Source organism: Hymenobacter lucidus, assembly GCF_020447265.1.
In the GTDB taxonomy this organism is placed as follows: Bacteria; Bacteroidota; Bacteroidia; order Cytophagales; family Hymenobacteraceae; genus Hymenobacter; species Hymenobacter lucidus.
Map to the genome: position 1 here is coordinate 116806 of NZ_JAJADR010000007.1, position 23636 is coordinate 140441.

Annotated in this window: 22 protein-coding genes and 3 tRNA genes; 18 read left to right on the top strand and 7 right to left on the bottom strand. The window is 58.0% G+C overall.

All coding sequences use genetic code 11. The features are described from left to right. Positions 1–4: 4 nt before the first annotated feature. Positions 5–77 (bottom strand) — tRNA-Phe (locus LGH74_RS20760). 117 nt (positions 78–194) lie between these two features. Between LGH74_RS20760 and LGH74_RS20765 the strand changes: the two genes are divergently transcribed. The 5 genes from LGH74_RS20765 (at position 195) to LGH74_RS20785 (ending at position 6436) form a co-directional block, all read left to right on the top strand. Further along, on the top strand, positions 195–1619 hold the full coding sequence (locus LGH74_RS20765) for a 4Fe-4S dicluster domain-containing protein (protein WP_226179317.1): 1425 nt from the start codon (positions 195–197) through the stop codon (positions 1617–1619). 150 nt (positions 1620–1769) lie between these two features. Beyond that, on the top strand, positions 1770–2630 hold the full coding sequence (locus LGH74_RS20770; protein WP_226179396.1) for a (Fe-S)-binding protein: 861 nt from the start codon (positions 1770–1772) through the stop codon (positions 2628–2630). 192 nt (positions 2631–2822) lie between these two features. Further along, positions 2823–3308 carry a hypothetical protein gene (locus tag LGH74_RS20775; RefSeq protein WP_226179320.1) on the top strand — a complete coding sequence of 162 codons (486 nt, stop codon included), beginning with the start codon at positions 2823–2825 and terminating at the stop codon, positions 3306–3308. Between the two features lie 109 nt (positions 3309–3417). Continuing rightward, positions 3418–5346, top strand: coding sequence for a CHU_0125 family OmpA-like outer membrane integrity protein (locus LGH74_RS20780; RefSeq protein ID WP_226179323.1), 1929 nt, complete (start codon positions 3418–3420; stop codon positions 5344–5346). Positions 5347–5557: 211 nt separating this feature from the next. Further along, positions 5558–6436: a proline and serine-rich protein 1 family protein gene (locus LGH74_RS20785; RefSeq protein WP_226179326.1), complete on the top strand. Its 879-nt coding sequence runs from the start codon at positions 5558–5560 to the stop codon at positions 6434–6436. Positions 6437–6511: 75 nt separating this feature from the next. Here the strand turns inward: LGH74_RS20785 and LGH74_RS20790 are convergent, their stop codons facing one another. Then, the gene (locus tag LGH74_RS20790; protein ID WP_226179328.1) at positions 6512–6988 is read right to left on the bottom strand and encodes a DUF4293 domain-containing protein; all 477 of its coding nucleotides are present in this window, start codon (positions 6986–6988) and stop codon (positions 6512–6514) included. A 90-nt stretch (positions 6989–7078) separates the two neighbouring features. Here LGH74_RS20790 and LGH74_RS20795 point away from each other — a divergent pair, with 90 nt between their 5' ends. The 5 genes from LGH74_RS20795 (at position 7079) to LGH74_RS20815 (ending at position 12261) form a co-directional block, all read left to right on the top strand. After that, entirely contained in the window at positions 7079–8281 is a 1203-nt protein-coding gene (locus LGH74_RS20795; RefSeq protein WP_226179331.1) for a thiolase family protein, read from the top strand. A gap of 18 nt (positions 8282–8299) precedes the next feature. Then, positions 8300–8845 (top strand): GNAT family N-acetyltransferase, encoded by a 546-nt coding sequence (locus LGH74_RS20800; protein WP_226179334.1) that lies wholly within the window; start codon positions 8300–8302, stop codon positions 8843–8845. A 105-nt stretch (positions 8846–8950) separates the two neighbouring features. After that, positions 8951–9739, top strand: a complete 789-nt coding sequence (gene truA / locus LGH74_RS20805) for a tRNA pseudouridine(38-40) synthase TruA (RefSeq protein ID WP_226179337.1) — start codon at positions 8951–8953, stop codon at positions 9737–9739. A 143-nt stretch (positions 9740–9882) separates the two neighbouring features. Beyond that, positions 9883–11676, top strand: a complete 1794-nt coding sequence (locus LGH74_RS20810; protein ID WP_226179340.1) for an ABC transporter ATP-binding protein — start codon at positions 9883–9885, stop codon at positions 11674–11676. A 60-nt stretch (positions 11677–11736) separates the two neighbouring features. After that, entirely contained in the window at positions 11737–12261 is a 525-nt protein-coding gene (locus LGH74_RS20815) for a hypothetical protein (protein ID WP_226179343.1), read from the top strand. A 77-nt stretch (positions 12262–12338) separates the two neighbouring features. On the opposite strand, the gene LGH74_RS20820 is transcribed toward LGH74_RS20815, so the two are convergent. The 4 genes from LGH74_RS20820 to LGH74_RS20835 all read right to left on the bottom strand — a co-directional run bounded on the left by LGH74_RS20820 (position 12339) and on the right by LGH74_RS20835 (position 14320). Continuing rightward, a complete protein-coding gene (locus LGH74_RS20820; RefSeq protein WP_226179346.1) occupies positions 12339–13073 on the bottom strand; it encodes an outer membrane beta-barrel protein in 735 nt (244 codons plus the stop codon). Positions 13074–13200: 127 nt separating this feature from the next. Then, the gene (locus LGH74_RS20825; RefSeq protein WP_226179349.1) at positions 13201–13890 is read right to left on the bottom strand and encodes a hypothetical protein; all 690 of its coding nucleotides are present in this window, start codon (positions 13888–13890) and stop codon (positions 13201–13203) included. A 183-nt stretch (positions 13891–14073) separates the two neighbouring features. After that, positions 14074–14147 (bottom strand) — tRNA-Pro (locus LGH74_RS20830). A 99-nt stretch (positions 14148–14246) separates the two neighbouring features. Continuing rightward, positions 14247–14320: transfer RNA gene (locus LGH74_RS20835), tRNA-Pro, on the bottom strand. A gap of 389 nt (positions 14321–14709) precedes the next feature. On the opposite strand from LGH74_RS20835, the gene LGH74_RS20840 reads away from it, so the two are divergent. Further along, positions 14710–15159, top strand: coding sequence for a T9SS type A sorting domain-containing protein (locus tag LGH74_RS20840; protein WP_226179352.1), 450 nt, complete (start codon positions 14710–14712; stop codon positions 15157–15159). Between the two features lie 112 nt (positions 15160–15271). After that, the gene (locus LGH74_RS20845) at positions 15272–16411 is read left to right on the top strand and encodes an NAD(P)/FAD-dependent oxidoreductase (protein ID WP_226179355.1); all 1140 of its coding nucleotides are present in this window, start codon (positions 15272–15274) and stop codon (positions 16409–16411) included. A 50-nt stretch (positions 16412–16461) separates the two neighbouring features. Here the strand turns inward: LGH74_RS20845 and LGH74_RS20850 are convergent, their stop codons facing one another. After that, positions 16462–18246, bottom strand: a complete 1785-nt coding sequence (locus LGH74_RS20850) for an ABC transporter ATP-binding protein (RefSeq protein ID WP_226179358.1) — start codon at positions 18244–18246, stop codon at positions 16462–16464. Positions 18247–18431: 185 nt separating this feature from the next. Here LGH74_RS20850 and LGH74_RS20855 point away from each other — a divergent pair, with 185 nt between their 5' ends. The 6 genes from LGH74_RS20855 (at position 18432) to yajC (ending at position 23629) form a co-directional block, all read left to right on the top strand. Continuing rightward, positions 18432–19523 carry a Glu/Leu/Phe/Val dehydrogenase dimerization domain-containing protein gene (locus LGH74_RS20855; RefSeq protein ID WP_226179361.1) on the top strand — a complete coding sequence of 364 codons (1092 nt, stop codon included), beginning with the start codon at positions 18432–18434 and terminating at the stop codon, positions 19521–19523. 107 nt (positions 19524–19630) lie between these two features. Next, positions 19631–20821, top strand: a complete 1191-nt coding sequence (gene nusB, locus LGH74_RS20860; RefSeq protein ID WP_226179363.1) for a transcription antitermination factor NusB — start codon at positions 19631–19633, stop codon at positions 20819–20821. 87 nt (positions 20822–20908) lie between these two features. Further along, a complete protein-coding gene (locus tag LGH74_RS20865) occupies positions 20909–21223 on the top strand; it encodes a YtxH domain-containing protein (protein ID WP_100338358.1) in 315 nt (104 codons plus the stop codon). A 209-nt stretch (positions 21224–21432) separates the two neighbouring features. Beyond that, the gene (locus LGH74_RS20870) at positions 21433–22434 is read left to right on the top strand and encodes an isocitrate/isopropylmalate dehydrogenase family protein (RefSeq protein WP_226179366.1); all 1002 of its coding nucleotides are present in this window, start codon (positions 21433–21435) and stop codon (positions 22432–22434) included. Positions 22435–22623: 189 nt separating this feature from the next. Next, the gene (locus LGH74_RS20875) at positions 22624–23151 is read left to right on the top strand and encodes a DUF1573 domain-containing protein (RefSeq protein WP_226179369.1); all 528 of its coding nucleotides are present in this window, start codon (positions 22624–22626) and stop codon (positions 23149–23151) included. Positions 23152–23296: 145 nt separating this feature from the next. After that, positions 23297–23629 carry a preprotein translocase subunit YajC gene (gene yajC, locus LGH74_RS20880; protein ID WP_226179372.1) on the top strand — a complete coding sequence of 111 codons (333 nt, stop codon included), beginning with the start codon at positions 23297–23299 and terminating at the stop codon, positions 23627–23629. Positions 23630–23636 lie beyond the last annotated feature (7 nt).

Consider the following 23636-nt stretch of genomic DNA (forward strand, 5'->3'; position numbering starts at 1 on the left):
TCAGTGGTAATGGTTGGAATCGAACCAACGACACCAGCATTTTCAGTGCTGTGCTCTACCGACTGAGCTACATTACCAGCTCGTGGCCCCCGCTGGCCGGTTATTGCCGTTGGGGAGCACAAAAGTAGTAAACCAAAACGAACCTGCAAGGCTCAGCGAAAAAAAACTTTCAGATAAAAAAGCCGTAATTTGTTATGCATAACGAGTATATTTCGGCCCTAACCCCAAACCTACCCTTTCCCGTGCACTTCTCCATCCAAAACCTCCTCTTCTTGCTCGTCGCGGCGGCAGGCTTCGGCCTGTTTGCGTGGCAGGTGCGCAAGGTCCGGGCTAATATCCTCGTCGGGCGCGACCGGGATATGTCGGGCAACGTCAGTGAGCGACTCAACAAGACTCTGCTGGTGGCATTTGGCCAGCAGAAGATGTTTAAGCGCATTACGCCCGCTTTGCTGCACATGATAGTGTACGTGGGCTTCATCGTTATCAACGTCGAGGTCATCGAAATAATGATTGACGGCCTGTTTGGCACGCACCGCGCCCTGAGTTTTCTGGGGCCGCTCTACAGCTTGCTGGTCGGCACCAATGAGGTATTGGGTGCCCTGGTAATTGTGGCGGTGGCGGCCTTCTGGTGGCGGCGCAACGTGGGCGGCGTACGCCGCTTTACGGGGCCAGAGTTGCGGATGTGGCCCAAGATGGACGCCAACATCATTCTCTACGTCGAGGTGATTCTGATGATTGCGCTCTTCACGATGAATGCCGCCGACCTGAAGCTACATGGCCCTGAGCTACCGGGTGCTTTCCCTATTAGCTCTCTGCTCACGGGCCTATTGCCAAGCAGCCCGGAAGCTCTGCACGTACTGGAGCGCGTAGGCTGGTGGGCGCATATTGTGGGCATTCTGTGCTTTCTGAACTACCTGCCCAGCTCCAAGCACTTCCACATCATCATGGCGTTTCCGAACGTGTACTACTCCCGCTTGGTACCGCAGGGGCAGTTTTCGAACGTGGACAGCATCACCCACGAGGTGAAGGCCATGATGGACCCGTCTTACGTGGTGCCGGCCCCGGCTACCAATCCCGATGGCTCGGCCATGGCACCCACGCCATTCGGGGCCAAGGACGTGGATGATCTGGCCTGGACGAACCTGCTGAACGCGTATTCCTGCACCGAGTGTGGCCGCTGCACCTCCGTATGCCCCGCCAACCTGACCGGTAAGCTGCTCTCGCCCCGCAAAATCATCATGGATACCCGCGACCGGGTGGAAGAGAAGTACAACTCACCGCTGATTTTTCAGCCCAACCTCTACGGCTCCGAAGCCAAGCACGCCGAGCAGGAAGTGCTCGACAAGGAAACTCACACGCTGCTGCGCGGCTACGTAACGCCCGAGGAGCTATGGGCCTGCACTACTTGCAATGCCTGTGTAGAGGCCTGCCCCGTGAACATCAATCCGTTGGAAAGCATTATAGAAATGCGCCGCTTCCTGGTGCTGGAAGAGTCGGCCGCGCCCAACTCGCTGAACGTGATGTTCTCCAACATCGAAAACAACGGTGCGCCGTGGGCCTTCTCACCGTCGGACCGCTTCAACTGGGCCGACGAGCTGTTCGTGGCCGAGAAAGCATAAAGTGAGTTGTCAGTTGCTGGTTGTCAGTTGTCAGGAAACAGGCAATGAGAACCGGCTGCTGACGGCTTCCCTGACAACTAAAAACTGACAACTGTCAACAAAGAATATATGGCTGAGCAACTTGCCAAACGCCCCATCAACGTTCCTCTCATGTCCAATCTGGCGGCGGCCGGGGAGGAGCCCGAAATTCTGTTCTGGGTGGGCTGCGCCGGGGCTTTCGACGACCGGTACAAGCGCGTAACTCGGGCTTTCGTCCGGATTCTGGAGCACGCCAATGTAAAGTACGCCGTGCTGGGCATGGAAGAGACCTGCACCGGCGACCCGGCTAAGCGCGCTGGTAACGAGTTCCTGTTTCAGATGCAGGCCGTGCAGAACATTACCACCTTCGAGGGCTACGGCATCAAGAAGATTGTAACGGCCTGCCCGCACTGTTTCAACACGATTAAAAACGAGTATCCGGCCCTGGGCGGCAACTACGAGGTCATTCACCACAGCACCTTCCTGCAGCAGCTCATCAACGAAGGCCGGGTGGGCGTGGCCGGTGGCGGCGAGTTCAAGGGCCAGCGCATCACCTTCCACGATTCCTGCTACCTAGGCCGGGCCAACAACATCTACGAGGCCCCGCGCGAGGTGCTGGCCGTGCTGGATGCCGACTTGGTAGAAATGAAGCGCAGCAAGGCCAACGGTCTGTGCTGCGGCGCAGGTGGCGCCCAGATGTGGAAGGAGCCCGAGCCTGGTAAGAAAGACATCAACGTGGAGCGTACCGAGGAAGCCCTGGCTGCCCTGGATGGCAACGCTGCCGCGCTGGCTAACCTCTACGGCGTGGAAAGCGGCAACGCCGGCGCCACGCCTGCCCCGCGCAACAGCCAGCAAGGCAGCATCATTGCCGTATCGTGCCCCTTTTGCATGACCATGATGAGCGACGGAGTGAAGAACAAGGAGCGCGAAAATAACGTGCAGGTCTTCGACATTGCTGAGCTTATTGCCACAGCCGAAGGCCTGAACGCCTAACGCGGCCTAACGCTTTGTCCGTAAGCACAATTTGCGGCGGCGGAGAGCTGAATAAACCTGCCCCGGCGGAACTTCCGACCGGGGCAGTTTATGTTTGTAGGAGAAGAGTCCGATTCCAGGCTGCGCCGTTGCGGGACAGTGCCGGGCGGGCTCCAGGTTCCTTTTTTTCGTTTCTGGCTCAAGCTCCAACATATGTACGTTCCCTTCGCACAGCTCCCGGCTACGGCCCGGATCTGGATTTACCAAGCTAGCCGCCCCTTCACCGACGCCGAAATTGCCGCGGTAGAGCCCGAGCTGCAGCGCTTTGCGGCGGAGTGGACCAGCCACGGCCGCACACTGGAGGCATCGGCTGCTATTCTGCACCATCAGTTTCTGGTTGTCGGGCTGAATGAGGCTGTAGCCGACGCCAGTGGTTGCTCCATCGATGCGTCGGTGCGGTTTGTTCGGCTGGTAGAAGAGCAGCTAAATCTGCAGTTGCTGGAAAAGTCGCAGCTGGCGTTTCTCGTGGATGGTCAAGTGCAGCTCATCGACCGGCGGCAGTTGCGGGAAGTAATAGCCGCCGGGCAGCTAACGGCCGAGACGCCCTATTTCGACAACACCGTGGCCGAAAACGGTCGGCTTCGGCAGGCGTGGCCGGCGCCGGCCGCAACGACCTGGCTAGCAAAATATTTCGCCTAGCGGAAAATGTTTTTTGCCGCTCAGTGGAATAATAGGTAAACTTAGTATAATTGCCAGGCTCAAGATGGCATAATGCCGAGCCGTGTACCATTTCACTCCACCTACATCCATGAGGAAATTACTGTTTGTGTGCGCCGCGGCAGGCTCGGCTGCTATGCTGAGCAGTTGTGCTACGACGGGCAGCATGAGCAAAGCTGATAAACGCTTCGCCCGTGGTGAATACGAAACTGCAATTGAATTATACAAAGCGGACGTCGCCAAAGGCAAGAACATTGCCATGGCCAATTTCCGCGTGGCGGAGTCGTATAGACTCTCGAACCGCATTGAGCAGGCTGAGTCCTACTACAAGGCGGCAGTGGATGGCGGAGTGAAAAACCCGGACGCGGCTTTCTACTACGGGCTGGCATTGAAAGCCAACGGCAAATTCGACGAGGCTGCTACCCAGTTTGATGCTTACACCCAGAACGGCACCAACCGGACGCTGGCAGCCCGGGCCGAAATGGAAGCCAAAAACTCCCGCCTCGGCACCCAGATAGTGGCCATGCGCACCAACAACGAGGTGATGCCGCTCGACCAGATTAATACGCCCTCAGCCGAGTTTAGTGCAACCATGATGCCGACGACCAAGGAATTGGTATTTGCTTCGGGGCGCGAAGGCAAGAAATACGCCGGCAACGGGGAAGGCTTCAACGACCTGTTTGCCATCAAATTTGACGACGAGGCCAAGATGAGCGGCGGTACGGTGCGCAAGCTGGAGCCGGCCTTCAACACCGAGGACATGCACGAGGCCAGTGCTACTTACTCGCCCGATGGTAAGATGGTGGTGTTTGCCCGCTCCAACAACGGCTCGAAGAAAGGCTACCTCAGCGTTGACTTGTGGTCGTCGTTCTTCAAAAACGGCGTTTGGGAAGAGCCCAAGTTGATTAACATCAATGACCGGACGGCCGACGACTTCTCGCCGGTATTCTCGCCCGATGGGCAGACACTGTATTTCGCCTCGGGCCGCAAAGGCGGCTCGGGTGGCAACGATATCTACAAAGCCACGCTGGGCGCCAATGGCCGCTTCACACCGGCCGAAAACCTGGGTCCGGAAGTAAACACGGCCGGCAATGAGAACTTCCCCGCCGTGGCCCCCGATGGCACGCTGTACTTCTCTTCCGACGGGCATCCCGGCCTGGGCAAGCTCGACATCTTCGTGCTCAACAAGGGCAAGGTAGAAAACCTGGGCGCCCCCATTAACAGCAACAGCGACGACTTTGCGCCCTTCTTTACGGGCAAGGATATGGGCGTTTTCGCTTCTAACCGCTCGGGCGGCAAAGGCAGCGACGACCTATACATGTTCCGCAAAAAGCCGCTCAAGCTCGTTACCTTCTACGCCGACGGTACCCTAGTGGAGCGCAACGACAAAACCGGCGAAACCCTGCCCGTAGCCAACGAAACGGTAGCCGTATTCGACAGCAAAGGCCAGAAGTTGCAGGAAGTGACTTCGGGAGCTGATGGTAAGTTCACGGTGAAGCTTGACTCGGCCGCTGCCAGCTATTCGCTTATTGCCGACCGCGCCGGCTATTTCTCGGCCCGCAATGGTGTGAGCACCGTAGGCCGTAAGCCGAGCCAGGCCGAGCTGACTAGCGAAATGACCGACATCAAGGTGCCTGTGACGCTCACGCTGACCAAAATCGTAAAGAACAAGGCCATTGTGGTCGACAATATCTTCTACGATTACAACAAGTGGGACATTCGGACGGATGCTGCTACCGAGCTGGACAAGCTGGTACAGACGCTGAACGACAATCCCAAAATTACCATTGAGCTTAGCTCGCACACCGACTCCCGCGGTAAGGATGCTTACAACCAGACTCTGTCGCAGAAGCGCGCGCAGTCGGCTGTCGACTACATCATCTCGAAAGGTGTGGATAAGAGCCGGATTACGGCCAAGGGCTACGGCGAAACCCGCCCGGTGCTGAAAAATGCCAAGACTGAGGAGGACTACCAGCGCAACCGTCGCACGGAGTTCAAGGTGACGAAAATCTCCGAATAGCGTCACTGATTTTACTTAACAAAAAAGGCCCTGTACAGCAATGTGCAGGGCCTTTTTTGTTGGTAGCTGCTTGTCATTCAGTAGAATTTTTTAGCGAAAATAAGGATGAGCAACAATTCGGCCCCGAGCCAAGTTCCGGAACTGGCACAATCCTTGGCTTTAAGGAGAATACGGAGGCGGACGGGCCGCTTGCCGGAAAGCTCTTGTTGCCATGAAAAAGGCGCTACTCCTCTGCTTCGGCCTGCTCGTGTTGCTGGCCACCGACCTTAAGGCCGCTCCGGCCAATGTGAACTTTGCCTCGGAGCGTGGCATTCCCTTTCAACTCGTGTTTGATGGCCGGCCGCTGACGCGTGGCGGTGCCCGGCAGGTGCATATCGACCGGTTGGTACCAGGCTACCACTCGGCTGAGTTTTTCATTCCGACGCGCTATGGTCGCCCGATCAGCTACCGTACCCGCGTGTACCTCGACCCCGGCCTGGAAACGAGCTACGTGCTGGTAACGCGCCAGGGCTACCCGCCGGTGCTGCGCAAAGTAGCCGCCGTGCCCCTGCGTGGCCCCCGCGGCGGTGGCTATTACCCAAACGGCGGCTACGACCCGCGCTACGATGACCGGGGAGGCCGCAACGACGGCTACTACGATGACTCGTATGGCAGCAACCAGGGTAATAGTGGCAACGGTGACTATGCCAACGGCAACGGTAACAATGGCGGCGGGTACACCAACGGCTCCGGTAGTACCAACGACCCATATGATTCCTATCCGCCGGCCGGGGGACAGTACCCCGGCGGCTCGGTGAGCAGCTACCGCACTATGCAGCCCCAGGATGTAGATGCGTTGGTAAGCAGCGTACGGAGTAAGTCGTTTGACAGTAGCCGCTTGAGCGTGGCCAAGCAGGCCCTGGAGCAGTCCGTTATTCAAGCCGATGATCTGAAGCGGCTCCTGGGCACGATGGACTTTGAGAACTCCAAGGTGGAGCTGGCTAAGTTTGCCTATCCGCACGTAGCCGACCAGCAGAATTTCTACCGCGTTTACGACTCTTTTCAGTTCGAGTCCAACATCAAAGAGGTACAGGACGCCACGAAACGCTAGAGGTCAAGTTAAGGTCACAAAAAAGGCTCCTGCACTGTGCAGGAGCCTTTTTTGTGACAGGTTGGTAATAGCTGTCTACCGGAGTCGGTCCATGGAGCGCACCAGTTGCTCGTCGCGGCGGATGAAGCGGTTGGCCAGCAGGTTGAGAAGTAGGGCCACGGTGGGCAGGTAAAAGCCGGCTTCGTAGGTACCAGGCATTTTTATGTTCAGCATTTTCTCGCCTATGCCCGAGTAGTAAAAGCAGGCCCCGAGAGTGGCGACAATCAGCACCAGATTCAGCATGCCGAGCTTGAGCTGCAGGAAACGGTTGCGGTACTGGGCTATTTCAAACAAGGCCACGGCGGCCGAAAGCAGCGCCAGCGCCGCAATGGCATAGGTATGGGTGGGCACCGACATGCCGGCATCGGCGTGGGCGTAGGCGAGCGTGGTGGCCGTAAGCACCAACTCCTGGCCGCTGGCCGGGTCGAGCTTGCTCCAGATGGGCACAAACACCACGCTGAGCATAGCCAAAGCCAGCAGGAAGAGAAACACGCTTTGGATTCTTTGTATCATCTTTGTAGTTGTAAAAATCTGGCCCGCGCCTACCGGTGCGCCGGTCGGCAAAAGTAGCCAACAACGACCGGAATAACCGCATTCAAGAAAATGCCAACTGCTTATATCGTGGACGCCGTCCGCACCCCCATTGCCAAATTTGCCGGTGCCCTCAGCAGCGTACGTCCCGACGACCTAGCCGCGCACGTCTTGCGCGAGCTGTTACGCCGTAATCCTTCGGTGGATAAATCGGCGGTAGAAGATGTAATTATCGGGGCCGCCAACCAGGCCGGCGAAGACAACCGCAACGTGGCCCGCATGGCGGCGCTGCTGGCGGGCCTGCCCATCACGGTGCCCGGCGTAACCGTAAACCGCCTCTGCGCCTCGGGTTTGCAGAGCATTATGGATGCTTCGCGGGCCATTATGAGCGGCGAGGGAGACATTTACCTGGCGGGTGGCACCGAAAGCATGACGCGGGCCCCCTTCGTCATGGCTAAGTCGGAAACGGCTTTCGGCCGCGAGCTGACGGCCCACGACACCACGCTGGGCTGGCGCTTCGTGAATCAGAAGCTTTCCAAGATGCACCACCCGTATGCCATGGGCGAAACGGCCGAAATCGTGGCCCGCAAGTACGGCATCACGCGGCAGGAGCAGGATGAGTTTGCCTTCAACTCGCAGCGCAAATACCAACGGGCTTTGGAAAAAGGCCGTTTCCGCCGCGAAATCGTGCCCGTATTCGTGCCTAGTCCCAAAGGCGACACCGCTTTGTTCGACACCGACGAGCCGCCGCGTTTGTCGTCGATGGAGAAGCTGGCCAGCATCCGGCCCGCCTTTCAGCCCGTGGATGGCACCGTAACGGCCGGCAACTCGGCCGGTATCAACGACGGAGCCGCGGCGGTGCTGGTGGTGAGCGAAGAGGCGCTGAAGCGCTACAACCTGAAGCCCATGGCCCGGGTGGTGTGTTCGGCCGTGGCCGGCGTCGACCCGTCGGTGATGGGCCTGGGGCCGGTGCCCGCCACGCTGAAGGTACTGCAGCGCGCAGGCCTGACGCTGAACGACATCGACCTGATTGAGCTCAACGAAGCCTTTGCTGCTCAGAGTATTGCCTGCGTGCGCGACCTGGAGCTGGACATGGACAAGGTGAACGTGAACGGTGGCTCCATTGCCATCGGCCACCCGCTGGGCGCCAGTGGGGCGCGCATCACGGCCACGCTGCTGCACGAGATGCAGCGCCGCGAAGGAGCCCGCTACGGCCTCGTAACGATGTGCGTGGGCGTAGGGCAGGGAGCCGCTACCATTTTCGAGAAACTGTAGCCCTTACTCCGCAAGCCGATGGCCGATTCCCTGCTCCGCCCGACGCTTGCGCTGCCCCTGGACGGCGTGCGGCTGCGGCCCTGGCACCTGCACGACGCCCCGGTACTGGCCGAAACTGCCAACGACTGGGGAATCTGGCAAAACCTGCGGGACGTGTTTCCGCATCCTTACCGGCTGGAAGACGCCTACTGGTATATCGGCCTGACTACCGACCCGGCCTCGACTGATATTCACCTAGCCATTGAGGTAGCCGGAGAAGCCGTGGGGGCCATTAGCGTGCTGTTCAAAGACGACATCAACCGGTGCAGCGCCGAAATCGGCTACTGGCTGGGGCGGCAATACTGGGGGCGGGGTATCGTAGCTGAGGCGGTGAAAGTGCTGACGGAGTACACCTTTGCCCACTTCGAGGTTAGCCGGCTGTACGCGGAAATCTTTGCGCGCAACGCCGGCTCGGCGCGGGTGCTCAGCAAGGCGGGCTACCAGCTGGAAGCCCGGCTGCGCAACAGCATCGTGAAGGAAGGCGTGGTGCAGGACGCGCTGCTATTCGCGGCGCTCAAATCGTAGTTGTCAGTTGCTGGTTGTCAGTTGTTAGTCCATGGACTTCTCCTTTTCGAAGACAATTAACTAAGCCGCTGACAACTGACAACCAATACCTAACAACTGAAAAACTTGCGCTACTTTCTTCATCTGGCTTACGAAGGCACCCAGTACCACGGCTGGCAGGTGCAGCCCAATACCCTCACGGTGCAGCTGGAGCTGGAGCGGTGCCTGAGCCAGGTGCTGCGCCAACCCATCCGAATTCTGGGTAGTGGCCGCACTGATACCGGCGTGCACGCCAGTCACCAGGTAGCCCACTTCGACGCCGAAATTCCCGAGACGCTGGACGAGGCCACGGTGGTATACCGCCTCAACCGGGCTTTGCCCAAGGATATTGCCGCCCGCCTGCTGCACCCGGTTCCCGAGCGGGCCCACGCCCGTTTCGATGCCGAGGCTCGCACCTACGAGTACCACGTGCGCCTCGTGCCCGACCCGTTCAGCGTGAACCACAGCCTGTACCTGGACCGGATGCCGGACGTGGCGGCCATGAACGAGGCCGCCGCCAGCATCATCGGCTCGTTCGACTTCACCAGCTTCTCGAAAGTGAAAGGCGGCGAAAACCACTACGTGTGCGTGTGCTACGAAGCCGGCTGGCATCCTACGCCGGGCGGACTCGTATTCCGCATCCGGGCCAACCGCTTCGTGCGGGGCATGGTGCGGCTGGTAGTGGGTACCTTGCTGATGGTAGGCCGGGGCAAAATCACACCGGCCGAGTTTAAAGCTATTCTGCTGGCTCAGAGCCGGGTAGATGCGGGTAGTGCGGCGCCGGCCCAGGGCTTGTTTCTGAGCCGCGTGGAGTACCCGCCGGAACTGATACCCGAGCCGGCCGCCACGCTGGAGCTGCCGCATTTCGTGAGCTGAGCAGTTGGGGCGGAGAATTCACAACTTAGCAGCCGGCCGAAGCATTTGCGCGTTTCAGCTGTTTGAGTCATTCCCAACCGGCCATTTGCCTTGTCTGGGCTTTACCCCATGAGCTCCGGGTTCTATACTCTGCATTCCCACCTATGGAACAAGCTACTACCGCTACCAAAACCGGCAACATCTTCGACTGGCAGGTGCTGCGCCGCCTTATGTCGTACGTGCGGCCCTACCGGCGGATATTCTACTTTTTGATCTTCCTGACCATAGCTACGGCCGCGCTGGGCACCCTGCGCCCGTTCCTGATTCAGCGTATGGTCGACGTCAGCATCGAGCAGGGCGACATGCTGGGGCTCAACAAGATGTTTGGCCTGCTCCTGATTCTGCTTGTAGCCCACGCCTTGGTCAGCTACCTGCAAACCTACTTCGGTGGCTGGCTCGGCCAGTACATCGTGCGCGACATCCGGGTAGACTTATACAAGCACATTCTGGACCTGCGGCTGAAGTTCTTTGACCGGACGCCCATTGGCGTGCTCGTCACCCGCAACATTTCCGACGTCGAAACCCTGTCCGATGTGTTCAGTGAAGGGTTGGCGGCCATGATTGGCGACATTCTGCAGCTGCTCTTCATCATGGCCTTCATGTTTTACATCGACTGGCGGCTGACGCTGGTGAGCTTGTCGGTGATTCCGCCGCTGCTCTACAGCACCTACGTGTTCAAGGAGAAGGTGAAAACCTCCTTCCAGGAAGTGCGCACCGCCGTAGCCAACCTGAACTCCTTCGTGCAGGAGCACCTGACGGGCATGAACGTGGTGCAGATTTTCAACAACGAGGAACGCGAATACCGCAAGTTCAAGGCCATCAACCAGGAGCATACGCGGGCTAACATTCGCTCGGTACTCTACTACAGCATCTACTTCCCGGTGGCCGAAGTGCTGGCGGCCGTGGGCGTGGGCCTGCTGGTATGGTACGCCGCCCAGGGCCAGATTGAGGGCACGATTTCGAAAGGTGCCCTCATTGCCTTTATCATGTACAACGCGCTGTTTTTCCGGCCCATCCGCCAGATTGCCGACCGGTTTAATACCCTGCAATTGGGCCTGGTCAGCACCGAGCGGCTACTCAAGCTGCTCGACAGCAAGGAGCTTATTGCCGACAATGGCACCTACACCCCGGCCAGCCTGCGCGGCGACGTGCAGTTCGACAAGGTCTGGTTTGCCTACAACGACGAGGAATACGTGCTGCGCGACGTGAGCTTCGAGGTGAAGGCCGGGCAGACTATTGCTTTCGTGGGCGCCACCGGAGCTGGCAAAACCAGCATCATCAACCTGCTCAACCGCTTCTACGAAATCAACAAAGGCACAATTTCCGTGGATGGCCACGACCTGCGCGAGTACGACCTCAAGGAGCTGCGCCGCCACATCGGGGTGGTGTTGCAGGACGTGTTCCTCTTCGCCGGTACCATTCAGGACAACATCACCCTGGGCAACCAGGACATTACCGAGGAGCAAATCTGGGCCGCCGCCGACCTGGTAGGGGCCCGGCGCTTTATCGAGCGGCTGCCCGGCGGCCTCCAATACCCCGTTATGGAGCGGGGCGCCACGCTGTCGGTGGGCCAGCGCCAGCTTATTTCCTTCGTGCGGGCCATGGTCTACCAGCCCCGTATCATTATTCTGGACGAGGCTACATCCTCCGTCGACTCCGAAACCGAGGAGCTCATTCAGCAGGCCATTGAGAAGCTGATGCAGGGTCGCACCTCGCTCGTTATTGCCCACCGCCTGAGCACCATCCAGAAAGCCGACCGCATCATCGTCCTGGACCGGGGCGAAATCAAGGAATCCGGGACGCACGAGGAGCTGCTGCGCCACGGTGGCTTCTACCAGCAGCTCTACCAAATGCAGTACAAAGACGCCCTCAACCCGGAGCTCAAGGGGGAGAGCTGAGCCGTCAGGCTATCTGCTTTTTCTACGTTCTGAGCACTAAACTCTAAGTTCTCAACCCATATGACCCGCTGGCTTTTTCTGCTTATCATCTTCTTCACCATTGCCGGCGCGCTTATCTACGCCTACGTCGGCGGCTTCAAGCAGCCCACCGTTACCATTACCACCACCAAAGCCCCGATTTTCCTGGCTGGCCAGGCCTTCCGGGGCACGGCCAACGATGAGCAGTTCGGCCCGTTGTTTCGCAGCGTAAAAGAAGCCAAAGACCAGGGCCGCCTGCGCGGCGAGCTGGCCAACATCTACTATAACGACCCCGCCAAAGCCCGCGACACCATCCAGGCCTTCGTTGGGTTGGTGGTGGCCGATACCGTGGCGCAGCAGTTGCCAGCCGGCTACCGCTACCGCACGTTTGCCGCCGGGCAGCGCGTGGTGCAGGCCCGCACCACGGCCAGCTACCTGGTGGCTCCTGGCCAGCTGTATCCGGCCGTTACGGAAGCTGCCAAGCAGCAGAAACTCAAGCTGCGTCACGTATATCTGGAGCAGTTTCCTGAGCAGGGCGAGTCGGAAGTACTGGCAGTGGTGGAGTAAAAGCAGCGTTACCCTCAAAAGCAAAAAGCCTTTCCCCAGCATTGAGGAAAGGCTTTTTGCTGACCGAAGCCTCTCCGCTAGCGCCCCAGGTAGAAAGCGGCGCCTATTTGCAGATTGCTCAGGCCCAGACCGGCCGCAAAGCTGCTGTTCGTTGACTCCTGGCTTACCGGTTTCGGTTGGATGGAGCTGGTTATTTCGGTTTTACTTTCGCCACGTTGGTACATCAGCCCCTGCAACGATACCTCTAGCCCAAACTTAGGTGTGGGAAAGAACACAAAGCCTGGTGCCAGTTGGGCGTAGTATCCTGAGCCAGTGCTACGCGCACTGCTGGGGCTGCCTACCAGCACGTCTTCTGGCTTGCTTTCCGTACGGTCGCCCCAGAAGCCGGCTCCTAATTGCCCAAAAAAGGCCGCTTTTTCGCCTACGAATGCGTAGTAGCGTGCCACAGGACCCACACTAAAGCTGGGGCCTTTCGACTCGATCCGGCCGTTTTTGATTACCGAGCCCAGCCCGCTGCCCGAAACAGGAACAGCTACAATATATTGATAGTCCGTTGTCTTGAGGTGCGAATAGCTTAGATTAAGGCCTACCGCCAGGTTTTCGCTCAGGAAGTAGCCCACTGTGGGGCTAATGGTAAACTGGTTAGTCTGCGCCAGCTTTACCGTCTGGTCGGTGTTTGCCAGGGTTCCTTCCCGGCTTTGAGCAGAGTAGCGCATTGTACCGCCGAGTAGAATGGTGCCCGGTGCAATTTGGGCTTGTGCTGCCGTTGCAAGAAGCACCAGCAAGGCTGCGCCGCCGATAGTTTTTTTCATATAAGAGAAGAGGCAAATAGATAGCCGAGGGTTTTGGGATGTTTGGTCGAGAATAGCCCGAGGATTTGGTGGCAATAAAAGAGCTCCTGACCAACGGGCCAGGAGCTCTCTGAAATGCTTCGCAGGCTTAGCGGCCGAAATAGAAAGTGCCACCAAACTGCAGCTGGTCGAGGCCAAAGCTGGCGCCCAGGCTGCTGGTTTTGTTTTCGTAGCCAGCGGGAACCGTACCCGAGTTGGTAGGGTAGTCGTAGCTCATGCGTGAGTAACCCAGGCCTCCAACGGAGGCACTGAGGCCCAGCTTGGGAATCGGGAAGAACACGATGCTTGGGGTCAGACTGGTGTATAAGCCCGAGCCTTTTCGCTCGCTGATCTGCGTGCTATTGTTGATGTAGTCGTAGTCTTTCTCGTTCTGATAGCCGCCGTTTAGCGTGCCTACCACCCCAAACTGCTCGGTTATCATCTTGTAATACTGCACGTAGGCACCCGCGCTGAAATTCGTGGTCGGGTCCAGCTCGGGCGGCACCGGGCCATTATTGGGTGTTTGCGTCGTGCGGGTACTGTAAGCCGAATACCCTAGCTGCAAACCGGCCGCAATATTATCGGCGAAAAAGTAGCCCACCGACGGCGTAATGTGGAATGTACTCGACTTCTGTTCACCCGAATAGTTGACGTTGTTGAAAGTCGTGTTAAAAGTGTTTTTGTTCGAAGAGTAGCCCACGCTGCCACCCAACGAAACGGTGCCGGCGGCAATTGTTTGGGCATGAGCCGCTAGGGTGCTGCCGCTCAGGAGCATGGCAGCCCAAATAAATTTTTTCATGAAAGGGGAAAATAGGGAAAGAAATAAAGCAGTTGGATTGCGACAAGGCCTTGTCTAGAATGGGCCGGCCGTAGCGTGGTAGCTGGCTCGATAAACGGGGGGAAGTTCAATATCGTGTATTGCGCATAAAAAAAGTCCTGAACGGATAACCGCGGAGGACTTTTGAGCTGTGAGAAGTAGAAGTCGGGGTGGCAGGATTCGAACCTACGACCTCGTCGTCCCGAACGACGCGCGCTACCGGGCTGCGCTACACCCCGAGTCCCGGGCCGCGTAAAGCCCGGGCTTTCGTAAAAATTACGGCCCAAAAAAGCCCCCAGACCGAAGTCTGGAGGCTTTCTGAGCAGCAAGCTGCTCCGTCGGAGTGGCAGGATTCGAACCTACGACCTCCAGCACCCCATGCTGGCGCGATACCAGGCTACGCTACACCCCGAGGAATCGAGTCACAAAGGTAAGAGAGAAATTGAAAGACGCACAACTGCGGCAGGTACTTTTTCTGCAAAAAAGTGGCCTAGGTTTGTAGCTGTCTGATTATAAGGGAATTTATTTCTTGTCCGGGCGGCCGTTTTACAGCAGGTGTCAGGTCCGCTATAGCACCAGGAGTTAGGCATACCGTTTGCAGGCCCAGCGCGCAACCAACAGTCCAGCCTTTTTCATTTGGAATTGTCCTTTGAGTATGAGTACTATAGACTGCCCGCAGCTTCGGGCAACGATGATAAACGAGCAGTATTTTTTTACCTTTACAGCCATACTGAAATGTCAATAACTACGTTTGGGGCGGGTATGAAAACGGTTGTGGTAACCCTCGGTTTGGGAATTGGAATGATACTAGGGCTCGGTACGGCGCAGGCCCAAACCAAGCCCGCGGCGGCCAAGGTGCCTGCCAAAGCGCCCGCCACGAAAGCACCAGTCACGAAAGCGGCGGCTAAGCCCGTAGCGGCCAGCGCCGTGGCTGCCTCTGCCGAAGCCAAACCCGCTCCGCCGGAGCTGATTACCAGTAAGATGGAAATGGTGGCTCCCTCTACCGATGCCATCAAAGTACGCGTCGATACTAACCCGCTGACCAAGCGACTGATCGTGCGAACCAATGCCACCGGCCCCACCAGGGTAGAAGTAAACGATGCCAGCGGCCGGCCGGTCATCACCCGCGACCTGTTGGCGGGCGACGAGGCGACTACGCTGGACGTGAGTCAGCTGCCGGCCGGATATTATATTGTGCAGTGCACTTCCGGCAGTCGGAGCGGTATGCGCCGCGTGATGGTAGGCCAGTAAACCGAACGTTTTTGCCACTACAAAGCCCCTGTGAGTTAAGCCGCAGGGGCTTTCTGTTTTAAGGAAATTGCTTAACTACGCCGTTTCTCCTGCCCATATGTTCCCGCCAGTTATGAGCACGCTTAATCTTTCCTATTGGGAGCACCAGAGCTTTCTGCGGGGCTTCGACGTGGTAGTAGTGGGAGCGGGCATCGTCGGGCTTACCACCGCTATTTACGCCCGGCAGCGCCAGCCCCGGGCCCGCATAGCCGTGCTGGAGCGTGATGTGCTACCCAACGGCGCCAGTACCAAAAACGCGGGTTTCGCCTGTTTCGGCAGTATCTCGGAGCTACTGGAGCAGCAAAAGAAAAGCGGAGCTGCTGCTCTGCTGGCAGTGGTGCAGGCCCGTTGGGAAGGGCTGGAGCTGTTGCGCGGGCTCGTGGGCGACGAGGCACTGCATTACCAAGCAGTGGGCGGCTACGAGTTGTTCCGGGCCAGCGATGCCGAGCTGGCCGCTACGTGTCGGCAGCACATTGCTTATTTCAACGAGCTGCTGGGCCCGGTTATCGGCCGACCGCAGATTTACCGGGATGCCACTGCCGCGCTGCCGGCCACCGGCTTGGCTAGGGTAGAAACCATGCTGGAAAACACTGCCGAAGGCGCTTTAAACACGGGCCGCATGATGCACGCGCTGCTCAAGCGGGCCTGGCACGACGATATCATCGTGTTGCATGGCTGCCCCGTAACGCAGTTGGAGCCGGCTTCGAATAATGTGCGGCTTCATACTCCATTAGGCGAGCTGGGAGCCGGGCAGGTAGTGCTGGCCACCAACGCCTTCAGCCGGCAGTTTTTCCCGGCGCTTGATGTAGCTCCCGGCCGCGGGCAGGTGCTGGTAACCGAGCCCATCGAGGGCCTTAGCCTGCCCGGCACCTTTCACTACGACAAAGGCTATTACTATTTCCGGCAGGTCGACAATCGGATACTGCTCGGTGGGGGCCGTAACCTGGATTTTGCGGCCGAAGCTACCACGGAAGCGGGCCTGACGGAACTGGTGCAAAACGCGCTGGAAAGGCTGCTGGCCGAAGTTATTCTACCCGGCCGTCGGCCCCGCATCGACTACCGTTGGAGTGGCACTATGGCCTTTGGCGCCGAGTTGGCCCCGCTCATTCAGCCTTTAGCCCCGGGCGTCATTGGGGCGCTGCGCTGCAACGGAATGGGTGTAGCCATGGGTACCCGCACAGGGAAGATGGCGGCGGAAATGCTGGAGATTTAGTTGTTTGTTTCCTCTGGATTGCTCCCGTCAACAACCAACGACCAGCAAGCTTACGCCTCTTCGTTCTGGAGCTGCCGCTCGTAGAGGGCGCGGTACAGGCCGTTTTCGTCTCCTATCAGGGCTTCGTGGGTACCGTGCTGCACAATCACGCCGTCGTCGAGCACCAGGATTTCATCGGCCAGCTTCACCGACGATACCCGGTGCGAAATAATCAGGCTGGTGCGGTTGTGCATGATGCGCTGCAGGCTGTTCAGAATGGCGTTTTCGGTGTTGGTATCCACCGCCGAGAGGGAGTCGTCGAGAATCAGGATTTTGGGCTCCTTCACCAATGCCCGGGCAATGCTGACGCGCTGCTTCTGCCCGCCTGACAGGGTAATGCCCCGCTCGCCAAGCTTGGTGTCGAAGCCCTCGGGGAAGCGGATGATGTTGTCGTAGACGTTGGCATCCTGAGCGGCTTGCTGCATCCGCTCTTCCGTGGGGGCATCGAGGCCGAAGTTGATGTTGTTGCGGATGCTGTCCGAAAACAGAAACACGTCCTGGGGCACGTAGCCAATCTGCTCCCGCAGGGAGTTCAGCGAAAAGTCACGCACATCCACGCTGTCTACTGCAATCTGGCCTTCCGTCACGTCATACAAGCGGCAGAGCAGGGCGGCCACGGTGCTTTTACCCGAGCCGGTGTTGCCGATAACGGCCAGCGTCTGGCCCGGCCGGATGCGGAACGACACGTCGCGCAGGGCCTGAATGCCGGTGTCGGGGTAGGTAAACGAGACGTGGTCAAACACAATATCACCCTGAATTTCCTGCTCGATATTTCGGCGCGAAACGATGTCGGTTTGCTGGTGCATAAACTCGTTGATGCGGGCCTGGGAGGCCTCGGCGCGCTGCACCAGGGAAGAAGTCCAGCCCAAGGCCGTAACGGGCCAGGTAAGCAGGTTCACATAAATCAGGAACTCGGCAATGCTGCCCGTGGTAATGGTGCCGCGGATAACTTCCTGCCCGCCGACCCACACCGTGACGATGGTGCTGATGCCAATCAGGAACAGAATGAGCGGAAAAAACAGTGAGTTGACGAAGTTCAGACTCAAGGACTTCTCCTTGTAATTGTCGGAGGCTGCCGTAAACTGCCGGTGCGAGTCGTCTTCGCGCACAAAGGATTTCAGCACCCGAATGCCCGAGAATGATTCCTGCACGAAGGTGGTCATGGCTGCCAATGAGCGTTGGATTTCGTCGGACTTGCGCTCAATCAGGTTGTTGACATAGTAGATGCTCACCGACAGAATCGGCAGCGGAATGAGCGTGTAAAGCGTCAGCTTCACGTTCACCATCAGCATCAGCGGAATGATGAGCAGGAAGAGAATAACCAGCTGCATGAAGTACATCAAGGCCGGCCCGATGTACATCCGCACCCGGCCCACGTCCTCCGAAATGCGCGACATCAAATCCCCGGTGTTGTGGCGGCGGTAGAAGCTCAGGGGCAAGGACTGGTAGTGCTGGAAAATCTCGTTTTTCTGGTCGTTTTCCACCAGCCGGCTCATCACGATAAGCGTCTGGCGCATGAAAAACAGGAAGATGCCACGCAGCAGGGCCATCAGCACGATGAGCAGGCCGTAGAGCAGCACGTTGCGGCCAAACAATTCATACACCCCGCTCTGGGCTCGGGTGCCGGCGAAGAGGTGGTACAAATCGATGCCTTCACCGACTAAATCGAAGGCGTAGCGCACAATTTGGGCCGGGAAAATGGCCAGCAGCGTAGACAGCGCCACGAACAGGACGCCGCCCAGAAAATGCCATTTGTAGCGGTACAGGTACTTATTGGTAGCAGATAATGCGCGCACAGATGCAAGGGAGTTGGAGCGTGTTACCAGGCCGTGACCATTCGGGCAAATACTGAGCAGTAGGATGTCCGGCTAGGAAAAATTGGGTACTTTTGCACCCGAATTGAACAGACTACGCGCCTGTTCGTTCAAAGATACAACACCCGACCCCACCCAACTTCCCACCCTTTTTTCAGTTTTCTCAAATGGTTGAAATCCAAACGCTGGCCGATACGTCGGTCTTCGGTCAGATTGCCGAGCATCAGCACGAGCAGGTTGTGTTCTGCCACGACCACGAAACCGGTTTGCGGGCCATCATCGGCATCCACAACACGGTACTTGGTCCGGCCCTGGGCGGCACCCGCATGTGGCACTACGCCTCCGACATGGAAGCGCTGAACGACGTGCTCCGCCTCTCGCGCGGCATGACCTACAAGGCCGCCATTTCGGGCCTGAACCTGGGTGGGGGCAAAGCCGTCATCATCGGCGACGCCAAAACGCAGAAGAATGAGGCGTTGCTGCGCAAATTCGGCCGCTTCGTGAAAAACCTGAACGGCAAGTACATCACGGCCGAAGATGTGAACATGACCACCAAGGACATGGAGTACATCCGGATGGAAACCAAGCATGTAGCTGGCCTGCCCGAAAGCATGGGCGGAAGCGGCGACCCGTCGCCGGTAACGGCTTACGGTACCTACATGGGGATGAAAGCCGCCGCTAAAAAGGCATTCGGCTCGGAAAGCCTCACCGGCAAGCGGGTTGCCGTGCAAGGCGTGGGCCACGTGGGCACCTACCTGATGGAGTACCTGCAGAAGGAAGATGCTAAAATCATCCTGACCGATTACTACGAAGACCGCGCCCTGGAAGCCGCTGCTCGCTTTGGCGCCGTAGCCGTGGGCCTCGACGAAATCTACGACCAGGATGTGGACATCTACTCGCCCTGCGCGCTGGGAGCCACCATCAACGACGACACCATCGGCCGCCTGAAGTGCCGCGTTATTGCCGGCTGCGCCAACAACCAGCTCCAGAGCGAGGATATTCACGGCCCTGAGCTCGTGGAGCGCGGCATCGTGTACGCCCCCGACTTTTTGATTAACGCCGGTGGTTTGATTAATGTATATTCCGAAGTGGTAGGCTCCAGCCGCCAGGCCGCACTTACCCAAACCGAAAAAATCTTCGACTTCACCACGCAAGTGCTTAACAAAGCTGAGCAGGAGGGAAGTCACCCCCAGAAAGCTGCCATCCGGCAGGCCGAGGAGCGCATTGCGTCGCTCGGTAAAGTCAAATCAACCTATTAATTCTTGGTTGTTGATTGCTGATAGTTGATTGTTTAAGAGAGTTAAGCGCTCCGGGGCAACCAACAATCAATCAACTATCAGCAATTAACAATCAACTTTCCAAGAAGATGCTCAATCGCCGCACGCTCCGCATTAAGGTTATGCAGGCCCTGTACGCTTACCACCAAGCCATCGGGTCCGATTTTATGCTGGCCAATGACCGCATTGCGGATACGTTTGCCCCCGACCTGAACGCGCCTGAAGCCCAGGACCGTAAGCTGCTGAAAGGGCAGCAGAAGATGGCGGAAGCTATTTTCCGGGAGTGGCACAAGGGCGGCTCGAGTGCGGAAGTCGAGAAAATCGACGACAAGGAGGTGAACGACGCCGTGACCGATGCCATCGGCTACTACACCAAGCAGAAAACCAAGGACGGCACATTCTACGCCGGCCAGATGGTGCACGGGGCCGAGAGCATCCACACCCAGTACCTGCACCTGCTGAACCTGCCGGAAGCCCTGCTGCGCGTGATTGAGGAAGAAAAGCAGCGTGAAGCCCGCCGCTTCACGCCCTCCAAGGAAACGCCGCTCGACACGACGCGCTTTGAGGAAAACAAGGCCATTGAGAAGCTTATCGGCAACAAGCAACTGCTCGACCTCACCATCCGGCGCAATGCGCAGTGGAGCGGGGAAGACGACATGGAAGCGCTGCGCACCGCCTGGCGCAACGAAATCAAGCCTGACGCCGAGTTCCAAAGCTACCTGGCCGCCCCCGCCGGCAGCTACGCCGATGACCAGGAACTGCTGAAATATCTTTACAAGACTTTCGTCTTTAAGGGCACGGCGCTGCCAGCCTACCTCGACGAGGACGACCAGAACTGGGAGGAAAACCGCTCGGTGGTGAAAAACCTGGTCATCAAGACGCTGAAGATGATGGACGAGGCCGCCGACGAAACCCTAGAACTGATGTCGTTGTCGGCCAACTGGGTGGATGACAAGGAGTTTGCCGAAACCCTCTACAAGCAGACGCTGGCCGAAGACGAACAGTACGAAAAGCTTATTGCCGAATCGGTGCAGAACTGGGATGTGGAGCGCGTAGCCCTCACCGACAAGATTCTGCTGAAAATGGCGCTGTGCGAAATGCACCTCTTCCGCGGTATTCCGGTGAAAGTGACAATCAACGAGTACATCGAAATCAGCAAAATGTACAGCACGCCCAAGAGCAAACAGTTTGTGAACGGTATTCTCGATAAATTGGCCCAGGATCTGACGGCCAGCGGCGCCATCCGCAAGTCGGGCCGGGGTTTGCTGGACAACCAGTAAGTACCTTGCGGCAACCTGCGGCGCTTGCCGTGCGTTGTTTAGCTTCTATTTCCATCCATTCTCCCACCTCGCCACTCCTTTCTAGCTATGGGTAGCAAAACCACTACCGGTATTCTGTGCTTCGCAGGCGGTGCCCTCACCGGGGCCGCTGTTGGACTTTTGTTTGCCCCGGAAAAGGGGCGCGAAACCCGTAGCTGGCTTAGCTACCAGCTCGAAAAGTACCGCGAAGTACTGGCCGACCTCACCGAAAGCCTCGTCACCAGTCGCGGCGAAGTGGGGCCTACGTCCAGCGCCAAGTCGGAAGGCCAGCGCGTGATTCAGGACGCCAAGAGCAAAGCCGAACAGCTGCTCGGCGACGTCGACCAGCTGATCAACCAAATCAACTCGCGCAAAGCCGTTTAACTCAGCCCGCCGATGTAATAGATGTGCTGCTGTACTGAAGACGTTTTTCATCTTCAGCACAGCAGCACATTTTTATTATTGCCCTTCCTGCGGGTGTTACCTTTGCCCCGCAAGAGCTGCATGCAGCCTACGTGAAGCGCCCGTAAGTCGGCAGGCGGTTCACGTTCAGATAGTAACCTCAGTACCTCTCCTAAATAGATAGTAGCAGAATGCACACCATCACCCTCATCCCCGGCGACGGCATCGGGCCCGAAATCACGAAGGCAGTTCAGGATATTTTCACGGCCGCTGGTGCCCCCATTCAGTGGGAAGAGCAGAATGCCGGCCAGACCACCTTCGACCAGTCGGGTGAGCTGATTCCGCAGTCGTTGCTCGACTCGCTGGAGAAAAACCGCGTGGCCCTGAAAGGCCCCATCACGACGCCCGTGGGCAAGGGTTTCCGTAGCATCAACATCACGCTGCGCCAGAAGTACGACCTCTACCAGAACGTGCGCCCGGCCAAAACTACCGAGGGCATCGACTCGCGCTACACCGGCGTAAACCTGGTGCTGTTCCGCGAAAACACCGAAGGCCTGTACTCGGGCCTGGAAGTGTACGATGAGCGCCTGGGCATTGCCGACTCGTTTAACCGCATCACGGTAGCCGGCTCGCGCAAAATCTGCCGCGCCGCCTTTGCCTACGCCGCCAAGCACGGCCGCAAAAAGGTGACCCTGGCCCACAAAGCCAACATCCTCAAGATGGCCGGCAAGCTCATGCTCGACGCCTGCAAGGAAGCCGCCACCGAGTTTCCGCAAATCGTGTTCGAGGATAAAATCATCGACAACATGTGCATGCAGCTCGTCAACAAGCCCGAGCAGTTCGATGTAGTCGTGACCACAAACCTCTTCGGCGACATTCTCTCCGACCTGTGCGCCGGTCTGGTGGGCGGCTTGGGGGTAGTTTCGGGCGCCAACATCGGCGACGATATGGCCATCTTCGAAGCCGTACACGGCTCAGCTCCCGATATTGCCGGCCAGGGCAAAGCCAACCCTACTGCGCTGCTGCGTTCAGGCCTGATGATGCTGCACTACCTGGGCGAGCACCAGCTGGCCGACCGGATCGAAAAGGCCCTCGACGAGACGCTGAAGCACAAGGAGCAGTGCACCGGCGACCTGGGCGGTAAAGCCAGCACCAGCAAATTTGCCCAGTCGATTATTGCCAAGCTGGCGTAAGTAGCTGCCTGATAGATAAGAACGTCATGCCGAGCGAAGCCGAGGCATCTCGCGTGTTTACTTGCAGTAGTAGCTGATTAGTATTGCACGCGGGATGCTTTGACAAGCTCAGCATGACGTTCTGGTTTTCTCGTGTTACATCTTAACTTTACTTTTCCGACGGCTCCAAATGGCCGCATTCTTTCTTCTATGAAACGTACTCTGTTTTCTGCTTTTCTGCTTTCCGGCGCGCTGATGTTTGGCGCCTGCAACAACGACAAGCCCGCTGAGGTAGGTGCTGAGGGCATGAACGCCGCCGCTACCGCCGCCAGCGACGTGGCTAACCCCACCGTGGACAATCCCAACGTGGCCAGTGAAACCGAAGCGCCCAACCCTAATGCCCCGGTGATGACCTTCGCCGAGTCGGAGCACAACTTCGGCGACATCAAGCCCGGCGACGTGGTGAAGCACACCTTCGAATTTACCAACACCGGCAAGTCGCCGCTGCTGATTGAGAATGCTACGGCATCGTGCGGCTGCACGACCCCCAACTGGACCAAAGACCCAATTGCACCCGGCGCCAAAGGCACGATTGAGGTGCAGTTCAACAGCCAGGGCAAATCTGGTTTGCAGAACAAGGAGGTTGCCGTGCGCGCCAACACCCAGCCCAGCATCACCCAGATTGCCATCAAGGCCAACATTTTGCCCGAAAGCACCAACGGCCCGGTTAAGCAATAATCCGGTTCCGTTTTCCTAATCTGTCATCCGGCGCCCGGCGCAGGACCTTAGTGCGTTAGAGGTACGCCGAAATAATTTCGGTGCGGCGTAATAAGGTCTTGCGCCGGGCGCCGGATGACAGTTCTTTTTTTACGATTCTGCCTGTATGCTCATAGCTCTGCTTCTCCAAACCAACGTAAGTGAGGGTATTAAGTCCCTGCTGTTTCCGGCCCTGATTGCCGTGGTTGCCTATTTTTTCATGATCCGGCCGCAGCAACGCCGCACCGCCGAAACCAAAAAGTTTCGGGAGTCGCTGGTAAAGGGAGCCAACGTGGTGACTATCGGCGGCCTGCACGGCAAAGTGCTGGAAGTGCATGATGAGTCGGTTATCATCGAAGTCGACAAAGGTGTGCGCCTCAAGTTTGACCGTACTGCTATTGCCCGGGAAGTGGTAAAATCCACTCCGGCCGTACCAGCTACTCCGGCTGCCAATTCCTAAACCCGCC